Source organism: Williamsia muralis NBRC 105860, assembly GCF_001598915.1.
GTDB classification, from domain to species: domain Bacteria; phylum Actinomycetota; class Actinomycetes; order Mycobacteriales; family Mycobacteriaceae; genus Williamsia; species Williamsia muralis.
On record NZ_BDAP01000005.1, the window covers coordinates 235,426 to 260,736 of the forward strand.

At 66.7% G+C, this 25,311-nt stretch carries 24 protein-coding genes and 1 riboswitch; of the genes, 10 read left to right on the top strand and 14 right to left on the bottom strand.

Features of this window, described 5'->3' with window-relative positions; translation table 11 throughout:
• Positions 1 to 12: 12 nt before the first annotated feature.
• The 8 genes from WIMU1_RS19035 to WIMU1_RS19070 form a co-directional block, all read right to left on the bottom strand.
• Positions 13 to 471 (bottom strand): UDP-N-acetylmuramoyl-tripeptide--D-alanyl-D-alanine ligase, encoded by a 459-nt coding sequence (locus WIMU1_RS19035; protein WP_120802715.1) that lies wholly within the window; start codon positions 469 to 471, stop codon positions 13 to 15.
• Positions 468 to 2,072 (bottom strand): UDP-N-acetylmuramoyl-L-alanyl-D-glutamate--2,6-diaminopimelate ligase, encoded by a 1,605-nt coding sequence (locus WIMU1_RS19040; protein WP_062799529.1) that lies wholly within the window; start codon positions 2,070 to 2,072, stop codon positions 468 to 470. Before WIMU1_RS19040 ends, WIMU1_RS19035 begins: the two co-directional genes overlap by 4 nt.
• 23 nt (positions 2,073 to 2,095) lie before the next feature.
• Entirely contained in the window at positions 2,096 to 4,108 is a 2,013-nt protein-coding gene (locus tag WIMU1_RS19045; protein ID WP_062799851.1) for a peptidoglycan D,D-transpeptidase FtsI family protein, read from the bottom strand.
• An 83-nt stretch (positions 4,109 to 4,191) separates the two neighbouring features.
• Positions 4,192 to 5,049: a cell division protein FtsL gene (gene ftsL / locus WIMU1_RS19050; protein WP_062799530.1), complete on the bottom strand. Its 858-nt coding sequence runs from the start codon at positions 5,047 to 5,049 to the stop codon at positions 4,192 to 4,194.
• Positions 5,046 to 5,990, bottom strand: coding sequence for a 16S rRNA (cytosine(1402)-N(4))-methyltransferase RsmH (gene rsmH / locus WIMU1_RS19055; protein ID WP_062799853.1), 945 nt, complete (start codon positions 5,988 to 5,990; stop codon positions 5,046 to 5,048). Before rsmH ends, ftsL begins: the two co-directional genes overlap by 4 nt.
• Before the next feature lie 248 nt (positions 5,991 to 6,238).
• The gene (gene mraZ / locus WIMU1_RS19060; protein ID WP_023953698.1) at positions 6,239 to 6,670 is read right to left on the bottom strand and encodes a division/cell wall cluster transcriptional repressor MraZ; all 432 of its coding nucleotides are present in this window, start codon (positions 6,668 to 6,670) and stop codon (positions 6,239 to 6,241) included.
• A 381-nt stretch (positions 6,671 to 7,051) separates the two neighbouring features.
• Positions 7,052 to 7,465: an SCO2097 family morphological protein gene (locus WIMU1_RS19065; RefSeq protein WP_031330998.1), complete on the bottom strand. Its 414-nt coding sequence runs from the start codon at positions 7,463 to 7,465 to the stop codon at positions 7,052 to 7,054.
• Positions 7,466 to 7,637: 172 nt separating this feature from the next.
• On the bottom strand, positions 7,638 to 8,117 hold the full coding sequence (locus tag WIMU1_RS19070) for an SAV_6107 family HEPN domain-containing protein (protein ID WP_158599262.1): 480 nt from the start codon (positions 8,115 to 8,117) through the stop codon (positions 7,638 to 7,640).
• A 208-nt stretch (positions 8,118 to 8,325) separates the two neighbouring features.
• Here WIMU1_RS19070 and WIMU1_RS19075 point away from each other — a divergent pair, with 208 nt between their 5' ends.
• From WIMU1_RS19075 to WIMU1_RS19095, 5 genes are read left to right on the top strand one after another with little or no spacing between them, the layout of a single operon-like run.
• Positions 8,326 to 8,907, top strand: a complete 582-nt coding sequence (locus tag WIMU1_RS19075; RefSeq protein ID WP_030171444.1) for a GNAT family N-acetyltransferase — start codon at positions 8,326 to 8,328, stop codon at positions 8,905 to 8,907.
• Complete coding sequence (locus WIMU1_RS19080; protein ID WP_081729568.1) at positions 8,904 to 10,511, top strand: phytoene desaturase family protein; 1,608 nt, start codon at positions 8,904 to 8,906, stop codon at positions 10,509 to 10,511. The genes WIMU1_RS19075 and WIMU1_RS19080 overlap by 4 nt, the downstream gene beginning before the upstream one ends.
• On the top strand, positions 10,508 to 11,344 hold the full coding sequence (locus WIMU1_RS19085; RefSeq protein WP_084248419.1) for a carotenoid biosynthesis protein: 837 nt from the start codon (positions 10,508 to 10,510) through the stop codon (positions 11,342 to 11,344). Before WIMU1_RS19080 ends, WIMU1_RS19085 begins: the two co-directional genes overlap by 4 nt.
• Positions 11,345 to 11,398: 54 nt before the next feature.
• Positions 11,399 to 12,127 carry an LppM family (lipo)protein gene (locus WIMU1_RS26440; protein ID WP_158599261.1) on the top strand — a complete coding sequence of 243 codons (729 nt, stop codon included), beginning with the start codon at positions 11,399 to 11,401 and terminating at the stop codon, positions 12,125 to 12,127.
• A 20-nt stretch (positions 12,128 to 12,147) separates the two neighbouring features.
• The gene (locus tag WIMU1_RS19095; protein WP_062799535.1) at positions 12,148 to 13,242 is read left to right on the top strand and encodes a glycosyltransferase family 2 protein; all 1,095 of its coding nucleotides are present in this window, start codon (positions 12,148 to 12,150) and stop codon (positions 13,240 to 13,242) included.
• Between the two features lie 25 nt (positions 13,243 to 13,267).
• Here the strand turns inward: WIMU1_RS19095 and WIMU1_RS19100 are convergent, their stop codons facing one another.
• Positions 13,268 to 14,203 (bottom strand): methylenetetrahydrofolate reductase, encoded by a 936-nt coding sequence (locus WIMU1_RS19100; RefSeq protein ID WP_023953714.1) that lies wholly within the window; start codon positions 14,201 to 14,203, stop codon positions 13,268 to 13,270.
• Positions 14,204 to 14,307: 104 nt separating this feature from the next.
• Between WIMU1_RS19100 and WIMU1_RS19105 the strand changes: the two genes are divergently transcribed.
• From WIMU1_RS19105 to WIMU1_RS19115, 3 genes are read left to right on the top strand one after another with little or no spacing between them, the layout of a single operon-like run.
• On the top strand, positions 14,308 to 15,384 hold the full coding sequence (locus WIMU1_RS19105) for a polyprenyl synthetase family protein (protein WP_245968976.1): 1,077 nt from the start codon (positions 14,308 to 14,310) through the stop codon (positions 15,382 to 15,384).
• The gene (locus WIMU1_RS19110) at positions 15,385 to 16,941 is read left to right on the top strand and encodes an alpha-(1->6)-mannopyranosyltransferase A (RefSeq protein WP_084248395.1); all 1,557 of its coding nucleotides are present in this window, start codon (positions 15,385 to 15,387) and stop codon (positions 16,939 to 16,941) included.
• Positions 16,938 to 17,849 carry a phytoene/squalene synthase family protein gene (locus WIMU1_RS19115; protein ID WP_062799537.1) on the top strand — a complete coding sequence of 304 codons (912 nt, stop codon included), beginning with the start codon at positions 16,938 to 16,940 and terminating at the stop codon, positions 17,847 to 17,849. The genes WIMU1_RS19110 and WIMU1_RS19115 overlap by 4 nt, the downstream gene beginning before the upstream one ends.
• 37 nt (positions 17,850 to 17,886) lie before the next feature.
• Here the strand turns inward: WIMU1_RS19115 and WIMU1_RS19120 are convergent, their stop codons facing one another.
• Positions 17,887 to 18,252, bottom strand: a complete 366-nt coding sequence (locus tag WIMU1_RS19120) for an Rv2175c family DNA-binding protein (protein WP_030171473.1) — start codon at positions 18,250 to 18,252, stop codon at positions 17,887 to 17,889.
• A gap of 149 nt (positions 18,253 to 18,401) precedes the next feature.
• Here WIMU1_RS19120 and pknB point away from each other — a divergent pair, with 149 nt between their 5' ends.
• A complete protein-coding gene (gene pknB, locus WIMU1_RS19125) occupies positions 18,402 to 20,636 on the top strand; it encodes a Stk1 family PASTA domain-containing Ser/Thr kinase (RefSeq protein ID WP_062799539.1) in 2,235 nt (744 codons plus the stop codon).
• 58 nt (positions 20,637 to 20,694) lie between these two features.
• Positions 20,695 to 20,788: riboswitch (TPP riboswitch) on the top strand.
• On the top strand, positions 20,780 to 21,580 hold the full coding sequence (locus WIMU1_RS19130) for a 3-oxoacyl-ACP reductase (protein ID WP_062799865.1): 801 nt from the start codon (positions 20,780 to 20,782) through the stop codon (positions 21,578 to 21,580). (Overlaps the previous riboswitch by 9 nt.)
• 25 nt (positions 21,581 to 21,605) lie before the next feature.
• Here the strand turns inward: WIMU1_RS19130 and WIMU1_RS19135 are convergent, their stop codons facing one another.
• The 4 genes from WIMU1_RS19135 to WIMU1_RS19150 form a co-directional block, all read right to left on the bottom strand.
• The gene (locus tag WIMU1_RS19135) at positions 21,606 to 23,009 is read right to left on the bottom strand and encodes a class II 3-deoxy-7-phosphoheptulonate synthase (protein WP_023953728.1); all 1,404 of its coding nucleotides are present in this window, start codon (positions 23,007 to 23,009) and stop codon (positions 21,606 to 21,608) included.
• A 9-nt stretch (positions 23,010 to 23,018) separates the two neighbouring features.
• Positions 23,019 to 23,528, bottom strand: a complete 510-nt coding sequence (locus tag WIMU1_RS19140) for a polyadenylate-specific 3'-exoribonuclease AS (RefSeq protein WP_062799541.1) — start codon at positions 23,526 to 23,528, stop codon at positions 23,019 to 23,021.
• Between the two features lie 7 nt (positions 23,529 to 23,535).
• Positions 23,536 to 24,243, bottom strand: coding sequence for a lysophospholipid acyltransferase family protein (locus tag WIMU1_RS19145; RefSeq protein ID WP_062799543.1), 708 nt, complete (start codon positions 24,241 to 24,243; stop codon positions 23,536 to 23,538).
• A gap of 90 nt (positions 24,244 to 24,333) precedes the next feature.
• Positions 24,334 to 25,278, bottom strand: coding sequence for an ROK family protein (locus tag WIMU1_RS19150; protein ID WP_023953733.1), 945 nt, complete (start codon positions 25,276 to 25,278; stop codon positions 24,334 to 24,336).
• Positions 25,279 to 25,311: the final 33 nt, after the last annotated feature.

Sequence of the window (25,311 nt, forward strand, 5' to 3'; positions counted from 1 at the left end):
GAATGCCATCAGTTATTCGGACCCTTGTCGCATCAGGAGTTTGTCGGCCGGGACGTGCTCGTCCAACGCCTCGACCAGCCCCAACTCGCGTCCACCCATCACCAGCACCACGTCGTGCTCGCCGAGTTGAGCGTCCAGTATCTCCACCGCCTGCTCCGTTGCCGACACCAGGACCGCTTCGGAGCCCCACGATCCTTCCATGACCGCACCCTGGTGCAGGCCGTGCATGGCCCGGGATGTCCCCACACAGATGATCTGACCGATGTCCAGACGCACGGCCAGCCGTCCCAGTTCGTCGTGGGCGACCACCCAGGACGTCATTGCGGCTCGATCGTCGGGGTCGAAGTCGGCAGGTTTGTCGAGTTCGCCCAGCACGGCCCAGCTGCGCCGACCGGGGGCCGCATGTACGGCATCGGCGAGCTGTCGCAGTCCCGCCCGCACGCTTGCGGTGTCAAAAGCACCAGATGTCATGACCCACCTCCCGGGGGTGAATCCGGCCGGGTTACGAGGTCGTCGATGGCCTCGGCCAACACCTGCCGGTCGTCGAACGGGTACTTGACGCCATCGATCTCCTGGCCCGCCTCATGGCCTTTGCCCGCGATCAGCACCACGTCGCCCGGTTCCGCCCAGGCCACCGCAGCGCGGATTGCCTCACGCCGGTCCCCTATGTCGCGCACCGGCGCGGCGCCGGGCGGCCGTTCGGCCTCCGCTACTTCACGAGTCCCCGCCAGTACCTGTGCGCGGATGTCGTCGGGACGTTCGGTGCGTGGATTGTCGTCTGTGATGACAACGAGTTCGGCTCCACGAACCGCAGCTGCGCCCATCAACGGCCGTTTCCCGGTGTCCCGGTCGCCACCGGCCCCGACCACGACGGCCAACCGCCCGTCGATCTGGCTCCGCAAGGTGGCGATCACCGCCTCGAGCGCCGCGGGCTTGTGGGCGTAGTCCACCACGGCCAGGAAAGCCTGGCCTCGATCCACCTTCTCCACCCGCCCGGGCACCGCGACTCCGGAGATGGCGTCGATCACCGTCCGGACCGAGATGCCGATGTGGTCGCAGATGGCCAGCGCGGTCAACGCGTTGGCGACGTTGTAGCGCCCAGGCATCGGGACCGTCATGGAATGGGTATCGCCGGACGGACCGGTGACGGTGACGTTCTGGCTGCCGTCGGCGGCGACCTGCGAGTCGGACGCGTGCCAGTCGGCCGCGACACCGGTGGTCGACAGGGTGATCGCGTCAGGCCCGGCAACGCCGGCCATCTCCCTGCCCCACTCGTCGTCGACACACACCACCGACCGCAGGGCGCGTACCGGTGAATCAGGTTGAAAAAGCAGAGATTTCGCGTTGAAGTAGTCCCGCATCGTCGGATGGAAGTCGAGATGATCCTGCGACAAGTTGGTGAACGCGCCCACAGCGAAGGCACAGCCGTCGACCCGGCCGAGTGCCAGCGCATGGCTGGACACCTCCATCACCACCGAGTTCACCCCCTGCTCCACCATCGCGGCGAGAAGGCCCTGCAGTTCCGGTGCTTCCGGAGTCGTCAGGGCGCTCGGCTGGCGGATGCCCGCGATCCTCGTCTCGACCGTTCCGATCAGCCCCACCGACTGTCCGGACGCCATCAACGCTGCTTCTGTCAGATAGCTGGTGGTGGTCTTGCCAGAGGTACCGGTGATCCCGATGACGGTCAGACGCCGCGAGGGCTGCCCGTAGATCCGGGAACTCAGATCGCCGAGAACCTGCCGCGGATCGGGGTGTACCAGCACAACACAGTCCAGCGGGCCGTCGAGACCCTGGATGATCGCGCTGCCCGCCGGATCGGTGAGCACAGCTGTGGCGCCGGCCGCCAGTGCATCTGCGGCGAACTGGGCACCGTGGAAACGGTTGCCGGGCAAGGCCGCGAACAGATCCCCACGACGCACATCCTGGGCACGCAGGGTGACCCCGGTGACCGGCGTTCGTTCGTCGACCGAACCGATCAGATCCATCCGTGCGTGGCAGGCGGCCGACAGCACCGACACTTCGGTCGGGGCGACCACGGCAGGGCGCAGCACCGAGTCATCGGAAGAAGACATTCGATCAACATACCGCCGACGGGTCACTCGGCTCGCAGCACCAGCGGCGGCGGCGGCTGCGCCGACATCGGCACCTGCTCGCGCTGCAGCATCCAGGACGCAATGCTCTGGAACAGCGGAGCAGCACTCTGGCCTCCGGTGCCGTCACTGCTGCGGGTGGGGGCGTCGAGCATGATCCCGATGACGTATCGGGGGTTGTCGGCCGGGGCGATCCCGGCGAACGTGATGTTGTAGCTCGACTGCGAGTAGCAACCGCAATCGGGGTCGACCTGCTGGGCGGTACCCGTCTTTCCGCTGATCTGATAACCCGGGACCTCGGCCTTGGCGCCGGTACCCATCTGAACGCCCATCGGGTCGTTCTGGATGGTCGCGCGGAACATGTCCCGCACCGTCCGAGCCGTCTGCGGGCTCACCACCTGCACACCCTCGGGCGCCGGCAGCTGGCCGTCCTGACCTGTCCCCTCGATCGACTTGATGATGCGGGGCGGAATGCGCAGACCGTCGTTGGCGATCGCCTGGTACATCGCTGTCATCTGCAGCAAGGTCATCGTGAGGCCTTGTCCGATGGGCAGATTGGCGAAGGTGCCTCCCGACCACTGGGACCGTGCCGGCACCACGCCTGCGCTTTCGGCGGGGAGCCCGACGTCTGATCGCTGACCGAGGCCGAATCGCTTGACCATGTCCGCGAATCGGTCCTCACCCACCTCATCGGCGAGCATGAGTGTTCCGACGTTCGATGACTTACCGAAGATTCCCGTGGTGGTGTAGGGCTCCACACCGTGCGCCCAGGCGTCTTTCACCGTGACATCGGCCATGTCGATACTGCCCGGCACCTGATGCACCTCGGTCGGGTTGGTGATCCCGTATTCGATGGCGGCAGCCGCCGTGACGATCTTGTTCACCGACCCCGGTTCGAAGGGCGAGGTGATCGGCAGGTCGCCCAGCTGCGCGTTGTCCTGCTCGTCGAGCGGCTTGGCGGGGTTGAAGGTGCCGTCGTTCGCCATCGCGAGGACCTCGCCCGTCTTCGCGTCGAGCACCACCGCCGACGCGTTCTTGGCCTTCGACAGTTTCTTGGCCTTCTCGACCTCGTTCTGGACGTACCACTGGATGTCGGAGTCGATGGTGAGTTCGACGGTGCCGCCGTTGACCGATGGATGCAGGTTTCTCGAGCTGCCGGGGATCACTGCGCCATCGGAGCCGCGGTCGTAGGTTCGCGATCCATCGGTGCCCGAGAGGATGGAATCCATGGACGACTCCAGCCCGATGAGACCGTTGCCGTCGAAGTCGACGTCGCCGACGATGTTCGCGGCCAGCGACCCACCTGGGTAGAGGCGCACGTCCTGTCGCTCGGACCCCACCTCCGGGAATTCGTCGATGATCTTGCCTGCCGCCTCGGGGCTGATGGCCCGGGCGAGGTACACAAAGTTCTCGTTGCTGCGCAACAGCTCTTTGATCGAATCCTGGTTGTACTCACTACCCAGTTCCGCACTGATGCCCGCCGCGATCTGGTCGATGCGTTCGTCGACACCGGGCAGGCTCGGGGTCTTCTTGTTCGCCTCTTCGATCTCCTTGCGGACCTTCACAGGCTGAAAGGTCAGGGCACGGGCGTCATCGGTGTACGCGATCGCCTTCCCGTTGCGGTCCTCGATCGCGCCGCGCTTGGCGGGGAGCACCTCGGTGACCGCTCGCTGACTCGCCGCCTCCGCGGACAATCCCGAGGCATCCACGACCTGAAGCATCACCATCTTGATCGCGACCACCGCCACGATCAGGACGATCACCAGGCTGGCGAGTCGATGTCGCACCAGGAACTGGCGTCCGGCCCGCAGTGCCTGTTGATTCGAATGCTGGGAACCACCGATCGGGAACCCGGACCGCGTTGCCGCCGACCGTCCCGCCGCCACATTGTCGCCCTCGCGGGCACCGGCTCCGCTCTTGCCTTGCCTACCCCGGGGCCGCCGCGCCGCGCCGGCGCGGTCTCGGCCGGTGGCCCGCTGGCGGGCGCGCCGATCGTGATCGCGTGTGGGGCGCGTCATCGCGGGCATCCGGGGCCACGACGCCCGTCGGCGGTGGCGTTCGTCGCTCGGGAGCACGTCATGGTTGTCAATTCTCTGCTCCGCTAACGGGTTTGCCCTGAATTTGAGCCCGGCGCGCCGCCGGTTGGGGGAAGAACATTGCTGAATCCGGGTGTGGTGGCCGGATTTGCCGGAGTCTGTGGCTGGGCCGGCAGCGGTCCGCTGGCCGTCTCCTCCGGCGACGCACCGTTCACGGGGGCACCCTGCTCGATCGGAGTACCTTGCTGAACCGGAGTGCCTTGCTGAACAGGGGTACCCGGCTGGCCCGGTGTCGGGGCAGGTGACGTCGGCGACGGATCCGAGTTCGCCGAGGAGGTCGAACGCGGAGTGTCGTTGAGCGAGGGCGCTTTTGGTCCATCAGCCGGCGTGATGTCACCGACAACCGTTGATCTGCCGTCCGGACCGACGACCAGGCGCGGTACGTCCGTGACGGGGATCATCCCGAGACGCCCTGCCTTGTCTGACAATTCGGGGGCGGAATCGCCTGACTCGTAGGTTTTGACGAGTGCGTTGAGACGGTCCGACAGCTGCTCGTTCTGCTCCCTGGCCACACCGAGTTGATACGAGTCCTGAGCCGATTTCGTCGACAGCCACAAGGTGAGGGCCAGGCCTGCCAATAGCAATCCGACCACAACCACCGCAAAGGGGATCCGCCGTGCGGCCTTGATCGGTGACGTGACGAGGCGAACAACAACATTCGAATCTCGTTCGTTCGCAACGGTTTCACCCGTCGCCCGCAGGGCGTCGCGTCGGTCACGCGACCGCACTGGCGCATTCGGCTCGCGCACAAGGCGTTTGCGTCGACGCTCGAGTGCCCTTTGCGCGGCCGCCGATCGCTGCCGGGTACCGGGCTCGGCCGTGCGACGACTCCGGGCACCGGGCTGATCATCGACTACGGTCACGGATTCCTCCTGGCGATTCGTTCGACTGCACGTACCCGCACCGAGGCCGAGCGTGGATTCTGTTCGATCTCGGCGTCCGAGGCACGCTCCGCCCCGCGGGTGATGAGCTCGAATTCGGGTGCGGTACCGGGCAAGTCGACGGGCAGCCCGCGCGGCGACGTCGATGTGGACCTGGTGACGAACTCACGTTTGACGATCTTGTCCTCGAGTGACTGGTAGGACATGATGGCCAGCCGGCCTCCGACGGCCAAGTTGTCCAAGGCGGCAGGCAGCGCATTGCGTAGCGATGTCAACTCACTGTTGACCTCGATCCGCAGTGCCTGGAATGTGCGTTTGGCGGGGTGTCCACCGGTTCGGCGCGTGGCTGCAGGGATGGCGCGGTACAGCAGTTCGACAAGCCGTCCGCTTGTCGTGAACGGCTCGGTCTCCCGCTCGCGCACGATGGCCGAGGCAATCTTGCCCGCGAACCGCTCATCGCCGAATTCGGAGAGTATGCGCGCGATCTCCCCGTGTGAATACGTGTTGAGCACGTCGGCGGCGGTGAGGTCGTCGGCCGGGTTCATCCGCATGTCCAAGGGCGCGTCAACCGAGTAGGCGAACCCTCGTTCGGGTTGATCGAGCTGCATGGAGGAGACACCGAGATCGAACAATCCCGCGTCGTACGATTCGACACCCGCCTGCCGGAGAGCTTCGGCCACGGCGTCATAGCGCTCGTGAACGAAAGTGATGCGGTCACCGAACGCCGACAGTCTGTCGCGGGCGAGTTCGAGAGCGTTCTCGTCTCGATCGATCCCGATGATCGCGGCACCGGGGAAGGTTTTGGCCACGAGTTCGGTGTGGCCGCCGGCTCCGAGTGTGCCGTCCAGATAGGTCGCGCCTGTGCCGTCGTCGTGGTGACGGGTGAGTGCGGGAGTGAGGAGTTCGACCATTCGCGTCGCCATCACCGGGACATGCCCGAATCGGCCCTCGACGTGATCCACGGTACTGCTGCCCTTCGTGCGGTGTGGGTACCGGAAAGACCGGCACCGCGGCGTCGATGGAATGCCGAACTCCGCGTAGAGCCGAAGCTCGAGTGGCGGGTGGATCCTGGTCCCTGCCCGATCGGCGAACCTGGCGCTGGGGAAGTGCGTCAGGGTCGGATCGGGCAGAGGCCTCGATGCACCCACGTGAGTTCTCTTCTGGTCCCGGCCTACAGAACCGTGTCCAGAGCGTCGAACCCAACGCTCGAATAGTTCTCCTCGTGCTCGTCCTGGTAGTCGCGCCAGGTCTGCGCGTCCCAGATCTCCAAGTGGCTCATGTTGCCGATCACCACACATTCTTTGGCCAACCCCGCATATCTGCGGTGGTCGACCGACAGGGTTATCCGGCCCTGCCCGTCGGGGCGTTGCTCATCGGTCGCCGAACTGAGTTGCCGCTGGAAGGCCCGGGCAGCGGGATCGTTCTTCGAGGCGGCCAGAACTCGTTTGGCCAACTCGTAGAAGTCATCTCGCAGGTACACGGCAAGGCTGCGGTCTTGACCTTTTGTGATCATCACGCCTCCTGCCAGTACGTCTCGGAACTTCGCGGGCAACGTGAGCCGCCCCTTGTCATCGAGCTTGGGCGTGTAGGTGCCGAGGAACATAGCGTCAGCCATGTCGACACCTCCAGCCCGAGGTCAGTGGGGAAAGTCCGGTTCTCTCCCACCAACGATCACCACTGTACCCCACAACACTCCACTTTCCACCCCAAAGTCGGGGCCGAACCCGACTGCTCGCCTAAAACTGCAGGTGAAAACCAATTCGACGGTGGGGGGTAAAACCTGCCATGGCGTGTCAGCGCCGGTTGACCAGCCCTAGAGCGCGACACATGTGCCCCTCCAGTCACAACTGCAGGAGAAACCGGCCATGGTGGGAGAAAGTGGGGAACGGGGTGGACAGTGGGCGCTCAGCCCTTTTGAACAAACAAAAACCGCGTATCGCTGATGCGATACGCGGTTTGAGAGGTCTGTCGAGGGGCTTGCGGCCTACTCCTCTTCGAACCGACGATTGAAACGCTCTTCCATCCGCTCGGAGAACTTCCTCCCCCGTTGCTCGCGGCCGGACGAGCCACCACGTGGCGACTGGGGTCCCGCAGCAGCATCGCGAGTCGGAGTTGATCCGGCACGCGATCCCCACAGGGCCAGCAGTCCGGCACCGAACATCACGAGGAAGCCGATCAGACTGATGATTGGGAAGCCGCCGAGTCGAACCTCGACGACAACTCCGCCGATCAGCAGGAACAAGCCCACGAGGAACAACACAGAGGCCTGTAGACGACGCCGAGCAGTGGAACCGCCGAAGCGACGCGACCGTACGTTCGAAGCAAACTTCGGGTCTTCGGCGTACAGAGCGTTTTCGATCTGTTCGAGCATGCGCTGCTCGTGCTCTGAGAGTGGCACCCGCCCCTCCTTCAGCACATGGTTTCGGTAGGGCTCACGGGGAGGCAGATTCCGGTTGCCCGAGTCCACTTTGGTGGGCTCACCTGAAATGATACGAGGTGTTGGGATTCTCGACCACCATTCCCTGGCACGAGTTGGTGAAGAAGGCTCTGAACGGCCGAAATTTGAGACATCAAGCCGCTCCCGCCGGAAATTTTGACGTCTTTCCTTGCTCGCGACGCACGATTTCCATCTCGACAACGTGGAGGAACTCGTCGACCCGCACGCGCAGCTCGTCGATCTGGACCGAATCGACGGCCCGGATGCCGGCTTCGGCGTCAGCGCGCAGCCGCGACAGACCCGCGAAGTAGGTTGCCCAACCGGTCATCTCCGGGAGGGCATGCGGCAGACGGGACCAGGCGCTGCGCGAGCCGCGACGGCGGGTGGGCCGTTCGGCCACGGCGAGCGCGGCGCCGGCACCCCGAAGCGCGGCTTGATAGAGGGCACTGAACTCGTCGGTGGGATCTGTGACGATGTCGGACTCGCGCAGCCGAACCTCGGCGCGCTCCAGGAGATCGCGTGCCGCGATGATCTGCGACGGCTCGAGCCTCGAGGCTTCGGACGTCCGGTTGCGAGCTGTGCCACGTGAACGCTGGGCGGTTGTCGGCGACATCTGCTCTACTCCCTTCTCCCGGAGGTGAACTGTGGAAGGTTCGGTCCGATGGCCCACGCTTCCCTCGTCGACCATCGGACCGTCCTCGCGTCTTGCGGGCAACGATGCGGCGTAGCCTTTGCGGAGGTTGAAGCCTCGAACACCCGTTCGACATATTCAATATACCTACGACGGTGTGAACCCTCAAGCGAAGAAGGCGGAAACTTCAGTGGCCATCCGGCTCGTGGACCTCGCGGCCCAAGATGCTCGGACGTGGCTCCCGGACGCCCTGACGGTGTATGTCACGGCGATGAACTATCCCCCTGGCACCGAGATGCAGCGTTCTCCGCTGTGGGAAGACCACGTGCACCGGCCTGGGTGGAAAGCGGTCGCTGCCGTCGACTCGCCCGAACGTGCCGGAGCCCGCGACAGGCTGGTCGGCATCGCGTACGGCTACCGCGGTGCACGAGACCAGTGGTGGAACCAGCAGGTACGTTCGGGGCTGGCCCGGGCCGGTTGCAGTCCCGAACGGATCGAAGCGATCACCGGCGACTATTTCGAACTGACAGAATTGCACGTCCATCCGTCTGCCCAAGGGCGGCAGCTGGGAGAAGCCATGTTGTCCCGACTCCTGTCCGACCGGCCGGAACCCCAGGTCCTGCTGTCCACCCCGGAGGTGACCGAGGAGAACAACCGCGCGTGGCGGCTCTACCGACGCCTCGGGTTCGTGGACGTGTTGCGCAGCTTCACCTTTTCGGGAGATCCGAGGCCGTTTGCAGTACTCGGCCGAACCCTCCCCCTCGGCCGATGACCGCCGGCATGATCGACACGGTCGTCATCGGCGCCGGGCACAACGGTCTGATCGCGGCGTGCTACCTGGCCGCGGCCGGACAGCGGGTCGTGGTGCTCGAACGCGACAGTGTGCCCGGGGGTGCGGTGTCCACCGTGGAGCGATTCCCCGGCTACAAGGTCGACCGCGGGTCGTCGGCACACCTGATGATCCGCCACACGCCGATCATCGACGAGCTGGGTTTGGCCGACCACGGTCTGCGCTACGTCGACTGCGATCCGTGGGCGTTCTCCCCCGGGACCGCGGACGGGCCGCCGATCGTCTTCCACCAGAGTCTCGACCGGACGTGTGCGTCGATCGAGGCGGCGTGCGGAGCGGCTGACGCCGATGCCTACCGGCGCTTCGTGGCCGTGTGGGGGCCCCGGTCGGACGCGATGATGTCGGCGTTCACCTCCTCGCCTTCTCCCATGGCCCTGGGCCGGGCCTTCTGGGGACTGACCGGCCGGATACCGGGCGGGGGCGGAACAGCCGGCATCGGCCTGTCCCAGGAATTCCTGATGTCCGGGAATGCCTTGCTGGACAACTGGTTCGAATCCGAGCACCTCAAGGCCGCGCTGGCTTGGTTCGGGGCACAATCCGGGCCTCCGATGAACGAGCCCGGCAGTGCACCGATGGTCGGCTTCTGCGCTGCGATGCACACCATTCCGCCCGGCCGGGCCATCGGTGGCAGCGGGGCACTGAGCGAGTCCCTACTGCGCAAACTCGACTCCGATGGCGGCCAGGTGTTCCTGTCCGCTGCCGCAACGGCTCTGGAGCCCCGCGGCGACGGCTGGCTGGTCCGCAGCGCCGACGGCGGCGAGCACCGCACCAGATCCGTGGTGAGCGCCTGCCACGTACTGACCACGCTGGAGCTGTTGCGGGCCGGCGGTTTCGATCGCACCGCACTGGATCGCTGGCGATCGCAGATCCGGATCGGCAACGGCATCGGGATGGCCGTGCGGCTCGGCGGTACGGACGTACCCACCTACCCTGGCCTGCCTGCGGACACCGATGTGCATGCCGCACTCGGCCTGCTGGTCACCGACCGGGGGCATCTCGCGCGGGCGTACGCAGACGCCTCCGCCGGCGATCTCCCCACGCGCCCGGCCCTCATCGCGATGAGTTACTCCGCGATCGACCCCACGCTGGCACCACCGGGACACCACATGACCAGCCTCTGGGCACAGTGGCATCCCTACCGGTTGTCGGGCGGGCGTAGCTGGACCGACCACGCCGACGAGGCCTCCGACGCGATCATCGCCGAATTGGAACGCCACGCACCGGGTTTCACCGACTCCATCGAGCACGTCCATGTCCAGACACCCGCAGATCTCGAGTCCGAGCTCGGCCTGACCGGCGGCAACATCATGCACGTCGAGATGTCACTCGACCAGATGATGATCTGGCGCCCCCATCCCGAATTGGCCCGTCACCGGGTGCCCGGTGCGGCCGGGCTCTTCCTTGCAGGCGCCTCGACCCACCCCGGCGGCGGCGTCTGCGGCGCAAGCGGCAGGATCGCGGCATCTGCCGTACTCGTCGATCGACGGTCGCCCCTCGCGAGGATCACTCGCGGCCGATGGGGATGACCTCCGGCGACGACACCCCGACGCGGGCGTCGACTCCGGGCGCCGCACTGCTGTGGCTGTCCACCGCATTGCTGGGCACATCCATAGCCGCCCAGATCGTCTACCCCCTGGTGGAGGGCGCCGGCCGCGACCGCGCGACCGTGGTGGTGGTGCTGGCCTCCGCGGCAGCCATGATCGCCCATTCGGCCGCCCGGCTGGGAGCACTGCGCACCGTGGGTGTGTTCGCGGCCACCGCCGGTGTCGGCTGGACGGCCGAGATCCTCGGCACCGCAACATCTTTCCCGTTCGGGGCGTACGAGTACGCAACCGGGCGCATCGGCCCCTCCGTTCTCGACGTACCGATTGTCATCGGCCTGGCCTGGACGGCCGGCGGCTACTGCATGTGGTGGATCAGCTCGCTGGTGACCTCGAACCCGGCGTTGCGGATACCACTCGCGACCGTCGGGATGGTGGGCTGGGACCTCTATCTGGATCCTCAGATGGTCAGTGCCGGCCTGTGGACGTGGGATGACCGCGACAGCGGGCTACCCGGAGTCGACCAGATCCCACTGACCAACTATGCGGGTTGGGCGGGCGTGGCGGCGCTGATGTTCGTACTGCTCGCCACACTCGATCGCGAACCCGTCGACACCACGCCACCGGCCCCCATCACCCCTGTCGGTTGGTTCTGCTGGACCTGGCTCGGTTCGGCCCTGGCCTTTCTGGTGTTCCTCGGTCATCCGGACCTGCCACCTGCGGTGCCCTACGGATTGATCGTGATGGGAGTGCTCGGTGTGCCTGCCGGATCGGCACTGTGGCGGCGGACGCGAAACCGTTCGCGGGACACGCTGTGAGTGCAAATGGCGCACCGGTGCCCGGATGCACCGGCCTGATGGAAAGATGATCGCGTGCCTGTGATCCAAACCCGCCCCCGTGGTCGCCGTACCGGCGGCCTCACGCTGGTCATGCTGCTGATGGCCCTCGTCGGGGCCCCACTCCTGGCGGCGTGTTCGGACTCCCCCGCCCAGTTCGGTGACCGCATGTGGGGTGCTCTTGTCCTCGCGGAGAAGGATGTCGGCCAGGAGAAGGGCCCCCAGATCGACGTGCCCCAATCGCTGGAGACCGTGGTCAGCGCGACCGAATTCAAACGCGACGGACTGATCGGCACCCGTGCCACATTCACCGAGGCGACTCTGGGCCAGTTCACCCAGCTGGGTGAACTCGTCGAAGATGCATATCCCGACGCGGCCGTGGCCATGGACCTGCAGGCGCAGCGTCGCGGCGACGCGGTCACGTTCCGCGGTACCGCCGACCTGCTGGGTCTGGCGCCCGGCCGCGACTATGTCGAGTTCTCGGTCCAGTTCGCCGGTCCGGTCAGCGCCACCAACGGACAACAGGATGGCGACGACGCGGTGTCGTGGAAGCCGGAGATCGGCAAGGCCTCCCCGATGACCGCGGAAGCGCGCTACGACGAACCCGGAACGGCGGCCTTCACCGGCTGGACTGGCCTGATGGCCGGCATCGCCCTGGCGGTGACCGTTCTCGTCGTCGCCCTGGCCTGGGTCAACCGGGACCAGTCCCCCCGTCCAGGTGCCCCGGCCAGGAGACCACGCGACAAACAGGGATCATCCCGCTGATCGGCAACCTCGCGGCGGCGGTGTCCATCGTCAATCTTGTTCTGACAGTGGTGAACACCCGGCGGTTCACCGATCTCGCGGCAGACGCCGACCCGGCGGTCGGGGTGGTGTGGGTGTGCGTCCCGGCACGCGACGAGGCCGAGCGGATCGCCGACCTGGTGGACGACCTGAAAGTCCAGCACGCGATGGCGGACCTGCGCGTGCTGATCTGTGATGACGATTCCACCGACGGCACCGCGGAGGTGGCCGTCGCGGCAGCGGCCGGGGATCCCCGTTTCACGGTTGTCCGCAACCAGCAGCCGCCACCGGCCGGATGGACCGGCAAGAACCATGCCCTGGATCTCCTGACCGCCCAGATCGGCGACGGAACCCTGGTGTTCGTGGATGCCGACGTGCGTCTGGGCCCTGCCGCATTGCACCGCGCGATCGGCACACTGGCCAGGTCGGGCGGCGGGCTGCTCACCGTGTGGCCGTCGCAGCAGGCCGGATCGCTGCTCGAATACCTGGTTCAGCCCCTGCTCAGTTGGTCCTGGCTCAGCTCGGTGCCGTTGGCCATCTCCGAGCGTCTGCTACCCCGGTCGATGGCCGTGGCGAACGGGCAGTTCCTGGTGACGTCGCTGGATGACTACCGCCGCGCCGGCGGCCACAGCGCGGTTCGCGCCAACATCACCGAGGATCTCGCGTTGGCCCGCCGTTATCGCTCCGCCGGGATGTCGTCGGCGATCCGCAGCGGTCGTGGGGTCGTCTGGTGCCGGATGTACGACGGTGCGGCAGACACCTGGGGCGGATACCGGCGGTGGCTGAGCACCGAGTTCGGAAGCCCTGCCGGCGCGAGCATCGTCGCCTTGGTCGCCGGTGCCGTCTATGTACTGCCGGTGGTGGACCTGGTCCGCGGTCGACGACGGTCCCGTGCGTTGCTGTCGCTGACTGCGGCGTCCGCGTCCCGAATGGTCGCCCGACATGCCGAAACCGGAGCGCTCAGCCCGGTCGACATCATCTCGGCCATCGCACATCCTGTGTCGACCGCGCTGGCCGTTGCAGCGGTGGGCGACTCACTGCGAGCCCGCCGGCGCGGCACACTCGACTGGAAAGGTCGCGGTCTCACGCCACGCTGATCGACGGGCGGAGCCGGTCGGACTGTCAGGCAGCCATCACGTTCATACCGAGGCGCTCGAGGACCTCGCTGGTGGCCTTGGCGAAGTTGAGACTGCAGAAGTGCAGACACGGCACGCCCTCATCGATCAACCGCTGGGCCATCTCCGTGGCCAGGTCGATCCCGACGGCCCTCACAGCTTCCCGGTTCTCCTCCGAACCGTCGCCCGCCGCCGCGGCGAGCCGCCGGTCGACGGCCTCGGGCAGCACCGATCCCGACAGCTCGACCATCCGCCGGACCGACGCCAGTGACGTGATCGGCATGATCCCGGGGATCAGCGGCTTGGCACCCTGTTCGGGGTCCATGGCGGTGACCCGGTCGCGCAATCGCAGGAAGTCGTCGACGTCGAAGAACATCTGCGTGATCGAATACTGGGCTCCGGCGCGGAGTTTCGACACCAGATACTTGGTGTCGTGGTCGAGGTCCGGCGCGCGGTGATGGCCTTCCGGGAACGACGCGACACCGACGTTGAAGTCGCCGAGTTCTTGCACGAGCCGCACCAGTTGCTCGGCGTACTCGACGCCCTCGGGGTGCTTGACCCACTCGCCGAGCGGATCACCCGGGGGGTCACCGCGCAACGCGAGGATGTTGGTGATGCCCTTGTCCGCGTACCCACCGATCATCGCGCGCAGTTCGGCGACGCTGTGCCCGACCGCTGTCAGGTGCGCCACCGGCAGCAATGTGGTCTCCCGGGCGAGCTGACCGGTGATACGCAACGTGCGGTCGCGGGTGGACCCGCCCGCCCCGTAGGTCATGGACACAAAAGCGGGACCCATTCGTTCGAAGATCCGCACCGTACGCCACAGACGCGCCTCGGCCTGCTCATCGCGGGGCGGGTAGAACTCGACCGAAAACGGCACCGGCCCCGGATGTGGCTCGGCCAGCCGCTGCACGATCGACGGGTGGGATTGCTGCGAACTCACCTGACAAGCATACGGTCGGCGCCGTGGTCGAGACCATGTGGTGCCACAGACGTGGTCAACCCGCGACAACACGACACGGATCGCGCCACCGCTAAGGTGAAGCCGTGGCAATCGAGTACCTGCGCGACGTCCCGATGGCGACCACCGAGTTGTTGCGGCAGGTCTTCGAAGATCGCAGGCCCACGGTCACTGCCATCTCCCCGGGTTTCGCCGAGGCGGTGGATGCGATGGAGGCTTTTGTACTGCGCGGCGGCAAACGGGTCCGGCCCACCTTTGCCTGGGCCGGTTACCGCGCTGCCGGCCCGGCCCGGACACTTCCCGACGAGATGCTGACCGTGTGCGCGGCCCTCGAGCTCGTACAGGCCTGCGCCCTGATCCACGACGACATCATCGATCGTTCCGACACCCGCCGGGGTCACCCCACCATCCACCGCCAGTTCGAAGAAGGACATCGGGCCGTCGGCTGGCTCGGCGCGGCGGACCACTACGGCGAAGGCGCGGCCATCCTGCTCGGCGATCTCGCACTCGCCTGGGCGGACGATCTGCTCGCCGGCGCCGGATTCGCCCCCGACGTGTTCGGCCAGGTCACACCGGTGTGGTCCGGGATGCGGACAGAGGTACTGGCCGGGCAGCTGCTGGACATCCGGACCGAGGCGTCGGGGGACGAATCCCCTGCCGCTGCACATCGGGTGATGCGGTTCAAGACGGCGGCGTACACCGTGGAACGGCCGCTGCAGCTCGGCGCCGTGATCGGTGGCGGCGATGACGCCCTGGTGGATGCTCTGCGCTCGTTCGGCACCGACATCGGCGTGGCGTTCCAGCTTCGCGACGACCTGCTCGGGGTGTTCGGCGATCCGTCGGTGACCGGTAAGCCGGCAGGCGACGACCTCCTGGCAGGCAAGCGCACCGCACTTCTGGCCGCCGCACTCGATTTCGCCGACACCAACGATCCGGTTGCCGCACAGAAGCTTCGGGACGGGATCGGGCACGACCTCGGTCCAGCGGACTTGGCGGAGATCACCGGGATCATCGAGAACAGTGGTGCAGTGCAGGCTGTGGAGCAGCAGATCGACGGTCTCGTCGCCTCGGCTCTGACGACCTTGGCCGCCAGCAACGCGACCCCGGCCGCCAAATCCGAATTGACGGACCTGGCAACGGCCATGACCCGGCGGCAGACCTGAATGGCTCGCTCTGACACCTCGCGTCCGCGCACGCCGGTGGGAGACAACATTCGTCGGCTGCGTGAGTTCGGTGCGACGGCGATCGGCGGATCCGTCCTGCTCGGTTTCGCCGGATCATTGCTCGTCACCATCGGGAGCTTCGGAGTCGGCGACATCCCGCGGAATCAGACGTCACTGCAGGATCTGGGATTGTCGTGGCTGTCGTTCGGACACGGGAAAACCCTGGCGGGGATGTCGTTCTGGCTTGGTGTGGCGGTGATGGTGGTCGCGTGGGTGCGCGTGGGTCGCACGCTCCGCGCCGCCACCCCGACCGACGGCGCCGCCCGCACTGTCGGCTGGGCAGCCATCGCGTGGTCGGCGCCCCTGATGGTCGCCATGCCGCTCTACAGCCGGGATGTGTACGCGTATCTCGCCCAGGGGGCGTTGTTACGCGACGGATTCAACCCGTATGCCGATGGGCCTGCCGTACAGCCCGGGGCCCTGCTCGACTCGATGGCCCAGGTATGGGCGACCACCACAGCTCCCTATGGTCCCGCGTTCATGTCGCTCACGGGCGCGGTCACCCGGGTGACCGGCGACGAACCCGTCGTTGGTGTGCTGGTCATGCGGCTGGTCCTGGTGCCCGGGCTGTTCTTGACGTTGTGGGCGCTTCCGAAGCTGGCCAGGCATTTCGGCACCGACCCCGCTCTGGCGCTCTGGCTCGCCGTCCTCAATCCTCTTGTGCTGGTGCACCTGGTGGGAGGACCGCACGTCGAGCTGCTGATGATGGGCGTCCTGATCGCCGGGGTCACGCTCGTGGTGACACGCAGACACGTTGTCGGCGTCGGCGTTCTCGCACTCGCCATGTCGATCAAGATCACCGCCGGTGTCGCCATCCCCTTCGTGTTGTGGATCTGGTTGTCCCACATCCGCGATGAGCGTGACGTCCGGGCCAAGGACGTGGCTCGCGTGCTCGCCTGGATCATCGGGGTGTCCGCGGCCGTCTTCGGACTGCTGACGTTGCTCGTCGGCCACGGGTTCGGCTGGCTGCTGGGGCTGACGTGGGCGGCGAAGATCATCAATTGGCTGACAATTCCCACCGCGGTGGCGCACCTCATCACTTTTGCCGCATCACCTTTCGCCGCCTTGCCGCTGTTGCCGGTGCTCGAGGTGACGCGCGCGGTGGGGTCGGTTGTCCTGGCGCTCACCCTGGTGGGTCTCTGGTTGTGGTTCCGACGAGGTGAGCGCGCCGCGGTCACCGGGATGGCGTGGGCCATGCTCGCCGTCCTCTTACTCGAACCGTCCACGCTGCCCTGGTATTACACCTGGGCGCTTGTGCTGGCTGCCGCCTTCACCATCGAGCGATGGGCAGTCGTGGCCATCGTGTTCTATTCGGTGTTCCTCCTCCAGGTGTTCGGGCCGGACGACGAGATATTCATGTACAAGCTGACCGATGTGGTTGTCGCCGTTGCCCTCTCGGTACTAGCGGGTTGGTCGTTGATCCGCGAGGACCCGTTGCGTCTGCGCCGGGTGACCCGTGGACCCTCCCCGGCCCCCGTCACCGGAACGCCCGCATGATCGGTGACGGGCGACTCGAACCCGCCTACGAGCACTGCCGCAAGCTCACCGCCACCCATGGCCGCAGTTACTACCTTGGTACGCAACTGCTCTCGCGGCGACAACGTGCCGGGGTCTACGCGCTTTACGGTTTCGCGCGCATGGTCGACGACATCGTCGACACGGGATCCGGGCAACACCGACTGTCCGCACTCGACGCGATCGAGGCCGACCTGCACGCGGCCCTGTCCGATCCGGGACATCTCCCCCGCCGGCCCGAAGTTCAGGCTGTCGCGGACACCATCACCACTTTCGACATCGACCGCCGGTACTTCGACGCGTTCATGCGCTCGATGAGGATGGACGTCCCCGACAGCGACATCCACGTCGCGCGGTACCGGACGATGGCTGAACTGCGCGACTACATGTACGGGTCGGCAAGCGTGATCGGATTGCAGATGTTGCCGATCCTGGGCACGGTGGACGACGGGGATGTCGCCATTGCGCCCGCGCGAGCGCTCGGCGACGCGTTCCAGCTGACCAACTTCATCCGGGACGCCGGCGAAGACCTCGATCGCGACCGCATCTATCTACCTACCGACGAACTCGCGATCTTCGGGGTGGACGAATCCATGCTGCGACGGTGCCGCCGCACAGGTCAGGTACCGGGTGAACTACGCCGCGCCCTGGCGCATCTGATCGCGGTGACCCGTGCCGAATATCGCCGCGCCGAACCGGGAATCGAGATGCTGTCGCCGTCGAGCCGGCCGGGCATCCGAGCAGCATTCACCATGTACCGCGCGATCCTCGATGAGGTGGAACGTAGCGGCTACCGGGTACTCACCGAACGCGTGCGGGTGTCAAAACCGGCCCGCCTCGGTCACGTCGCCCGTGCCGTGAGCACCCGTGGCACGCTTGCCCGGTCCTGAGCGCCGGTACCCGACCGGCCCGATCCAAACGGACTGGTCAGAACGCTTCTGCCTGGGCCCGACGCACCATCTCACGGGCCTGATGCCCGTGCAGTGCCTGAGCCGGGGTGATGTCGAGGTCATCGTGAGGCGTGAACAGCCACCGCAAGGCCTCGTCGCGGCTGAAGCCGCCGTCGAGGAGGACATCGATGAGCCCGGGAAGATGTTTGGTGATCTCCGGGCCGTCCAAGAACAGGGCCGGGATGGCCACCTGCCCGTCACGGCGAACCGCCAGCAACTGGTGGTCGGTGATCAGGTTGAGGATCTTGCTGTTCGAGAATCCCATTCGGGAGGAGACCTGCGACACCGACAACACCTCGACGTCAGCAGGCAGCGTGTCTTCGGAAAGCGGTACGGAACCCACGGAGACGAGGGTACCCAGGCGATGGTCGACGCGTCGAATCACCGGTCCGGGCGCGGGCGCCACACATGTTCCGTGATCTTTTCTCGACACTCCCTCGCTAGGGTGGACTCGTTGTTCGTGTCCCGCCCTGCCGAGAAAGGCCCAAGTTGGTGAACGCCCCGTCCGACGTGTTGCTCGGCGTCCTGATCGAGCGTCGCTATCGGATCGATGCGCTGATCGCCCGCGGCGGGATGTCGAGTGTGTACCTGGGCATGGATCTGCGCCTCGATCGTCCGGTGGCGGTCAAGGTCATGGATCCGCGTTTCTCGGCCGACCCGCAATTCCTTGCCCGCCTGGAGTTCGAGGCCCGGTCGGTTGCCCGGCTGAAGGACCCCGGCCTGGTCGCGGTGTACGACCAGGGCGCGGACGGCGACTACGCATTCCTGGTGATGGAGCTCGTCCAGGGCGGCACCCTGCGCGAGTTGCTGCGTGAGCGCGGACCGATGCCACCCCACGCGGTCACCGCGGTCGCGGCGCCGGTCCTGGGAGCACTCGGTGCCGCGCATCGCGCCGGGCTGGTGCACCGCGACGTCAAACCCGAGAACGTCCTCATCTCCGACGACGGGGGGGTCAAGGTCGTCGACTTCGGGTTGGTCCGGGCGATCGCTGCCGCCGGGATCACCTCCAACAGCGTGATCCTCGGAACAGCTGCCTACCTCTCCCCCGAACAGGTTGAAACCGCGTCGGCCGATGCTCGTTCCGACGTGTACTCAACCGGCATCCTGGTGTTCGAGATGCTCACCGGCCGAACACCTTTCACGGGCGACACCGCCCTGGGTCTGGCCTACCAGCGGTTGCACAACGACGTCCCGCCGCCGGGTTCGGTGATCCCGGGTGTGCCCCGCGAGTTCGATGAGTTCGTCCTCACCGCGACCGCACGCAACCCTGCGGATCGCTATCGCGACGGACATCACATGCGCGAGGTACTCGACGAGATCGCGGACGATCTGCAACTGCCCGCGTTCACCGTCCCGGCGCCGACCCGCTCCGCCGAACGCGAGACCATGGTCGCGTTCCGCGACCGCCAGCAACACCGTCCCGGCGCCGCCGTCGACCCGGACCTCACCGACCCGTTGCCGGCCAGAGCCGCCGCGCAACCAGACGTCCGTAATCCGACTCGTGTGCAGACACTTCCACCGGACACCCGGCATCCCGAAGGGCACGGACCGCCTCAACCGCCGACGCCCCCACCCGCATACGCCCAGGGCCCGCCGCCCGGCTCGCCCATGTTGCTGTCGCATGCCACCGAGTTCGAGGAACGCCGGCGCAAGTCGCGCCGCAATGCGCTGATCTGGGTGCTCGTGGTGGTGCTGCTCGCCGCGACGCTCGGCGTCGCCGGATGGTGGCTCGGGTCGGGTCGCTTCACCACCGTTCCGGAATTGAACGGGATGGACCGCGTGGCAGCGACCGAGGCGATCGAAGACGCCGGACTCGACGTGGTGGACAAGCCGACTTACGACAACGAGCTGCCCGTCGACCAGGTGATGGCCGTCGAGCCCGCGCCCGGCACGCGCGTCAGCAGATTCTCGGACGTCGATCTGTCGTATTCGGTGGGACAGCCCAAAGTCCCAGACCTCTCCTCGGGTGATCCGCTCGCCGTGGTCGAGAAACGTCTGCGCGACCGCACTCTCACACCCGTGGTTGCACGCCAGCAGTACAGCGCCACCGCGCCGAAGGGCTCGGTGGTCTCACTCAGTCCCAGTTCGGGCACCACGGTTGCGGTCGGCAGTGAAGTGCAGATCATCACCAGCAGAGGCCCCGAGCCGATCTCGGTGCCCGATGTGACGGGACGCGATCAGGACGACGCCACCGCACTGCTCAAGACGGCGAAACTCAAGGCCGGCACCGTCCGCAAGGAGTTCAGCCCGGATGTCGACGGCGGCAAGGTGATCGGTACCGACCCCGGCGCGGGCACACTCGCGGAGCCGGGCAGCACCGTCACACTCGTGGTGTCCGACGCGATCAAGGTGCCGGACCTGTCCGGCAAGACCCCCGACGAGGCGAGGCGGGTCCTGCAAGACGCGGGGCTGATCGCGCAAGACGGCGGCACGTCCACCGACGGTGACGCGAAGGCGGGCACCATCACCACGGCCAGCCCCGCCTTCGGGGCGCGGGTGGACCCTCGTGACCCGGTCGTGCGCATCTTCGTATCCGACGGCGTCGATGTCCCGAACGTCACCGGCGACACGGTCGGGACCGCGAAGAGCAAACTCGAGGCGGCCGGCCTCTCCGTGGACAGCCGGGGCCTGACGCGCTCGAGTGTGTCGCTCGTGGTCGGGCAGAATCCGGGTGGCGGTACCCGGGTGAAGCAGGGCAGTACGGTTCAGATCACCTCGTTCCCCTGAGGTTGCCCGACCGGCGAACATGCCCGGTCTCCTTCGATTGGCCCGGTGTGATGTGATTGCCGGTGACACGGGGTGCCGAACACGTCGGCTGAGATCAGACCCGCTGTACCTGACCAGGTAATGCTGGCGGAGGGATGTCCATCGTGAATTCAGTTGCGCCCGAGAACGATTCCGACCACCGGCCACTGTCCGAGCAGATCGTCCTGGTGACCGGCGGGGCCCGTGGACTCGGCGCCGCCATCACCCGGGCGTTCGCCCTCCAGGGCGCGCGTGTGGTCATCAACTTCCACCGCAGCCAGGCGGCCGCCGACGCGCTCGCCGACGAACTGGGGGCCGGCCGATGCCTGGCCGTGCAGGCAGATGTCACCGATCGGAACGCCGTGCTGGACATGTTCGCAACCGCCCGTGCGCATTTCGGAGCTCCCGTCACCACCGTGATCAACAACGCGCTGATCGATTTCTCGTTCAACGGCGATGCACGGCCGGCAGTCGACGCCATCGAATGGCAGGCGTTCGACGCCCAACTACGGGGCAGTGTTGCAGGCGCCCTGCACACCACACAGGCAGCTCTGCCCGGGATGCGCGAGGCGGGATTCGGCCGGATCGTCACCATCGGGACCAACCTCGTCCAGAACCCCGTTGTGCCCTACCACGACTACACCGCGGCCAAGGCTGCACTGCTCGCGTTGACGCGGACTTTGTCGGCCGATCTCGGACCCGAGTCGATCACCGTCAACATGGTGTCCGGTGGCCTGCTGCGAACCACCGACGCCAGCGCCGCCACCCCCGAGGCGGTGTTCGATCTCATCGCCCAGAGCACGCCTCTGCGACGGGTCACCACTCCCGCCGAGTTCGCCGACGCGGTTCTGTTCTTCGCGTCACCGTGGGCACGGGCGGTGACCGGTCAGAACCTGGTGGTCGACGGTGGCCTCGTCAAGGATTGAGGCACCGCCCCCTCCCGTCGAGCGGCTATCCCCGGAGCATCTCTGCGACGAGGAATGCCAGCTCGAGTGACTGCTGGGTGTTCAGCCGCGGATCACACGCGGTCTCGTAGCGTCCGGCCAGATCCATGTCCGAGATGTCCTGGGCGCCACCGAGACATTCGGTGACGTCTTCCCCGGTGAGTTCGATGTGCACGCCGCCGGGATGGGTTCCCAGTGCGTGGTGGACCTCGAAGAAACCTTGCACCTCGTCGACCACGCGGTCGAAGTGGCGGGTCTTGAAACCGGTACTCGCCTCGTGGGTGTTGCCGTGCATCGGATCGCACTGCCAGATCACCTTGTGCCCGGTGGCCTCGACCGCCGCGACGATCGGCGGCAGCAGGTCACGAACCTTGCCATTGCCCATCCGGGCGACCAGGGTGAGACGGCCGGGCACGTTGTGCGGATCGAGGCGCTCGACGTACTCGGCGGCGAGCTCGGGCGTGGTGCTCGGGCCGATCTTGAGACCGATCGGGTTGGAGATCAGCTCGGCGAAGGCGATGTGCGCTCCGTCGAGCTGTCGGGTCCGGTCACCGATCCACAAGAAGTGCGCGGACAGGTCGTACAGCACCTTCTTGCCGCTGTCGGGGTCTTCCGGGTCGTCGGCCAGCCGCAGCATCGCACGCTCGTAGTCGAGCACGAGAGCCTCGTGTGAGGCGTAGATGTCTGCCGATTCCAGGTTCGAGTCGCGAACCCCGCATGCGTCCATGAACCGCAGCCCACGATCGATCTCCGAGGCGAGCGCCTCGTAACGCGCACCGGCCGGCGATGTGCGCACGAACTCCCGGTTCCAGTCGTGCACGCGGTGGAGGTCGGCGTGACCTGCGCCGGTGAGCGCTCGCACCATGTTCATCGCGGCACTGGCATTGGCATACGCCCGTACCAGTCGAGACGGATCGTGCTCTCGGACGGACTGTTCGGCGACGAAGCCGTTCACCATGTCGCCGCGGTAGGACGGCAGCCCCAGGGCATCGGTGTCGGACGAGCGCGGCTTGGCGTACTGGCCCGCGATGCGGGCCACCTTGACCACAGGCATGCTGGCGCCGTAGGTCAGCACCACTGCCATCTGCAGCAGGGTGCGGATGTTGCCCTTGATGTGCGGTTCGGTGTTGTCGGCGAAGGTCTCGGCGCAGTCGCCGCCCTGCAGCAAGAACGCCCGCCCCAGCGCGACCTCGGCGAGCTGCGCCTTGAGGCGCTCGACCTCGTTCGGCAGGCAGATCGGGGGGACACTCTCGAGCACCGTGCGCATCGCACGGGCCTTGTCCTCAGGCCAGCTCGGTTGCTGCAGCGCAGGCTTGTCCAGCACCTGCGCAAACCGCTCTGCCAGGTCTCCCGGCAGCGGCGGCAGTTCGGGGAGTTCTTCAATCGGAACGTCTACGGTCCAGTTCACCACGTGCCCAGCCTAATGCCCCGCGTGATCGAGCTGCCCCTCACCTCGGAACGCCTCGATGGCCAGCCACTTGTTCAGGTTGTGCCGGGCGTCGGCGAGCGCGTCGTGGGCGTCGTCCGGAACCGGAGGCAATTCGGGACGGCCGCTCAATTCCCAGTGTTGGCGCAGCTCACGGGTGTACCTCGGCATCGACCGGGGCAGGGCGGTCATCGGTCCCCACAATTGGCAGAGCACCACGTGGTCGTAGGCGCCCACCCAGGCCCACAGCTCGATGCGGCCTTCCCCGGCGGTCAGGAACTCCAGCAGGTCGTCCCGGATGCGCGCGCGGCTACGGTATGCCTTGGACGCCGGCGACGGCAGCTTCGGCAGAACCTGTGCGCGAACCCACTGGCCGGCCCGGTCGGGATCGAACTCGGTGGACACCGCGTAGAACTCACGTCCGTCCTCGGCGACGACCCCGATCGACACCAATTCGATCGTTCGTCCGTCCTCGATGAACTCGCAGTCGTAGAAATAACGCACCGGCGGCTCAGGCGGCCGGCGATGTGTTGGTGGCGGGTGGCTGCCCCTGCTCCTTGAGCGAGGCGGCGTACACGTCCACGTATTGCTGGCCGCTCAGGTGCATCAACTCGTACATGATCTCGTCGGTGACGGCGCGCTCGATGAAACGGTTGCCCTCCATCCCCTCGTAACGACTGAAGTCGAGGGGCTTGCCGATCTTGACGGTGATGCGTCCGAACCGCGGGATCGTTGTCCCGGGCGGGTTGAGTTCGCTCGTGCCGATCATGGCCACGGGGATCACCGGGACACCGCATTCCATCGCGATCCGCGCGAGGCCGGTCTTGCCCTTGTAGAGTCGCCCGTCCGGCGACCGGGTTCCCTCCGGATACATCGCCATCAGGTCGCCGGTGTCGAGTTTGCGTTTGGCGGCCGTCAGGGCTCCGGCCGCGGCGTCGGCACCGGTGCGGTCGATGGGGATCTGACTCGAGGCGTTGAAGAACCACCGCTGGAAGGCGCCCTTGGCGCCCGTTCCGGTGAAGTACTCGCTCTTGGCGAGGAAGTACATCCGCCGCGGCACCATCAGCGGCAGATAGAAACTGTCGACCACCGCAAGATGATTACTCGCCAGGATCGCCGGGCCCTTGGCCGGAAGGTTCTCCAGCCCTTCGACTTTGGGGCGCCCCAGCACTCGCAGCGCCGGCCCCATCAGGACGTATTTGAAGACCCAGTACCACATGTCTTCCCACTCTCCGACGAATCACTTCCGACCGCCACTGTCACCGACACCACATACGCACAAAACCTTACCCACCCCGCTGCGGTGGCGTCAGCGCCTGGCCTCGGTCCTCGCGATCTGGGCTGCGCCGATCATCCCGGCCGCCTCGCCCAGTTGGGTCCCGCGGATTCGCGCCATCCTCCGGTGTCCGGCACCGGTGAGCAACGCCGAGTAGTGTTCGCGCGCCTCGTCCAGGAACAGACCCGAGGACGAACCGACACCGCCTGCGAGTACCACCAGGTCGGGGTCGAACACGTCACAACACATCGCCAGACCCAGTCCCAGCCAACGGGCGAACTCGGCGAACGCTGCCAGCGCCAGCGCATCACCTTCGTGCGCCGCCGCCGCTATCCGCCGTCCGGTCAGCGAGCCGGGGTCGTCCGCGATGTCGCGGGCGAGTTTGCTGTTCCACATCCCGCCGTCGGCGATCAGCTCGACCACCGTGTCGACCAGAGCCGTTCCGCTGCAATACCTTTCCCAACACCCGAACTTGCCGCACGAGCATGGCCTGCCGTCGGGCATCACCCGCAGATGGCCGAGTTCGGGGGCGACACCGAAGCTGCCGCGGTAGATCTCGCCGTCGAGCAGCAACCCCGCTCCGATGCCTGTGCCGATCGCGATGACCAGCGTGTTGTGACCTCGCGCGGCTGCGCCGAAGTGATACTCGGCGACTGCGGCGGCGTTGGCGTCGTGTTCGCAGACCACCGGCAGTCCGATCCTGCGCGACATCTCCTCGGCCACACGCGCCTCGCGCCAGGGCAGATGAGGCGAGAAGCGGATGACCTGACGATCGCTGGTGAGGAACCCGGCGACGGCGAGACCCACCCCGATGACGTCCCAGCGTGCGGTCAGTTCGGCGACGGTGCGGTCGAGGCAGGTCTCGAGCGCGGACACCGTCGTGGGGGTCTGAGCCCGTACCGTGTCGTGCACCTGTCCCTGCTCGTCGACGATCGCGGCACGGATGCTGGTGCCGCCGATGTCGATACCGATCGCCATGTCCCCGCGCTGCCCTTGTCGGTTCGGCGTGGA

Bases quoted from the DNA above. Each gene is read 5' to 3' on its own strand.
- WIMU1_RS19035 (WP_120802715.1), bottom strand. From the start codon at position 471: ATGACATCTGGTGCTTTTGACACCGCAAGCGTGCGGGCGGGACTGCGA.
- WIMU1_RS19040 (WP_062799529.1), bottom strand. From the start codon at position 2,072: ATGTCTTCTTCCGATGACTCGGTGCTGCGCCCTGCCGTGGTCGCCCCG.
- WIMU1_RS19045 (WP_062799851.1), bottom strand. From the start codon at position 4,108: ATGACGCGCCCCACACGCGATCACGATCGGCGCGCCCGCCAGCGGGCC.
- rsmH (WP_062799853.1), bottom strand. From the start codon at position 5,990: ATGGCGACGCGAATGGTCGAACTCCTCACTCCCGCACTCACCCGTCAC.
- mraZ (WP_023953698.1), bottom strand. From the start codon at position 6,670: ATGTTCCTCGGCACCTACACGCCCAAGCTCGATGACAAGGGGCGGCTC.
- WIMU1_RS19070 (WP_158599262.1), bottom strand. From the start codon at position 8,117: ATGTCGCCGACAACCGCCCAGCGTTCACGTGGCACAGCTCGCAACCGG.
- WIMU1_RS19080 (WP_081729568.1), top strand. From the start codon at position 8,904: ATGACCGCCGGCATGATCGACACGGTCGTCATCGGCGCCGGGCACAAC.
- WIMU1_RS19085 (WP_084248419.1), top strand. From the start codon at position 10,508: ATGACCTCCGGCGACGACACCCCGACGCGGGCGTCGACTCCGGGCGCC.
- WIMU1_RS19110 (WP_084248395.1), top strand. From the start codon at position 15,385: ATGGCTCGCTCTGACACCTCGCGTCCGCGCACGCCGGTGGGAGACAAC.
- WIMU1_RS19115 (WP_062799537.1), top strand. From the start codon at position 16,938: ATGATCGGTGACGGGCGACTCGAACCCGCCTACGAGCACTGCCGCAAG.
- WIMU1_RS19145 (WP_062799543.1), bottom strand. From the start codon at position 24,243: ATGTGGTACTGGGTCTTCAAATACGTCCTGATGGGGCCGGCGCTGCGA.
- WIMU1_RS19150 (WP_023953733.1), bottom strand. From the start codon at position 25,278: ATGGCGATCGGTATCGACATCGGCGGCACCAGCATCCGTGCCGCGATC.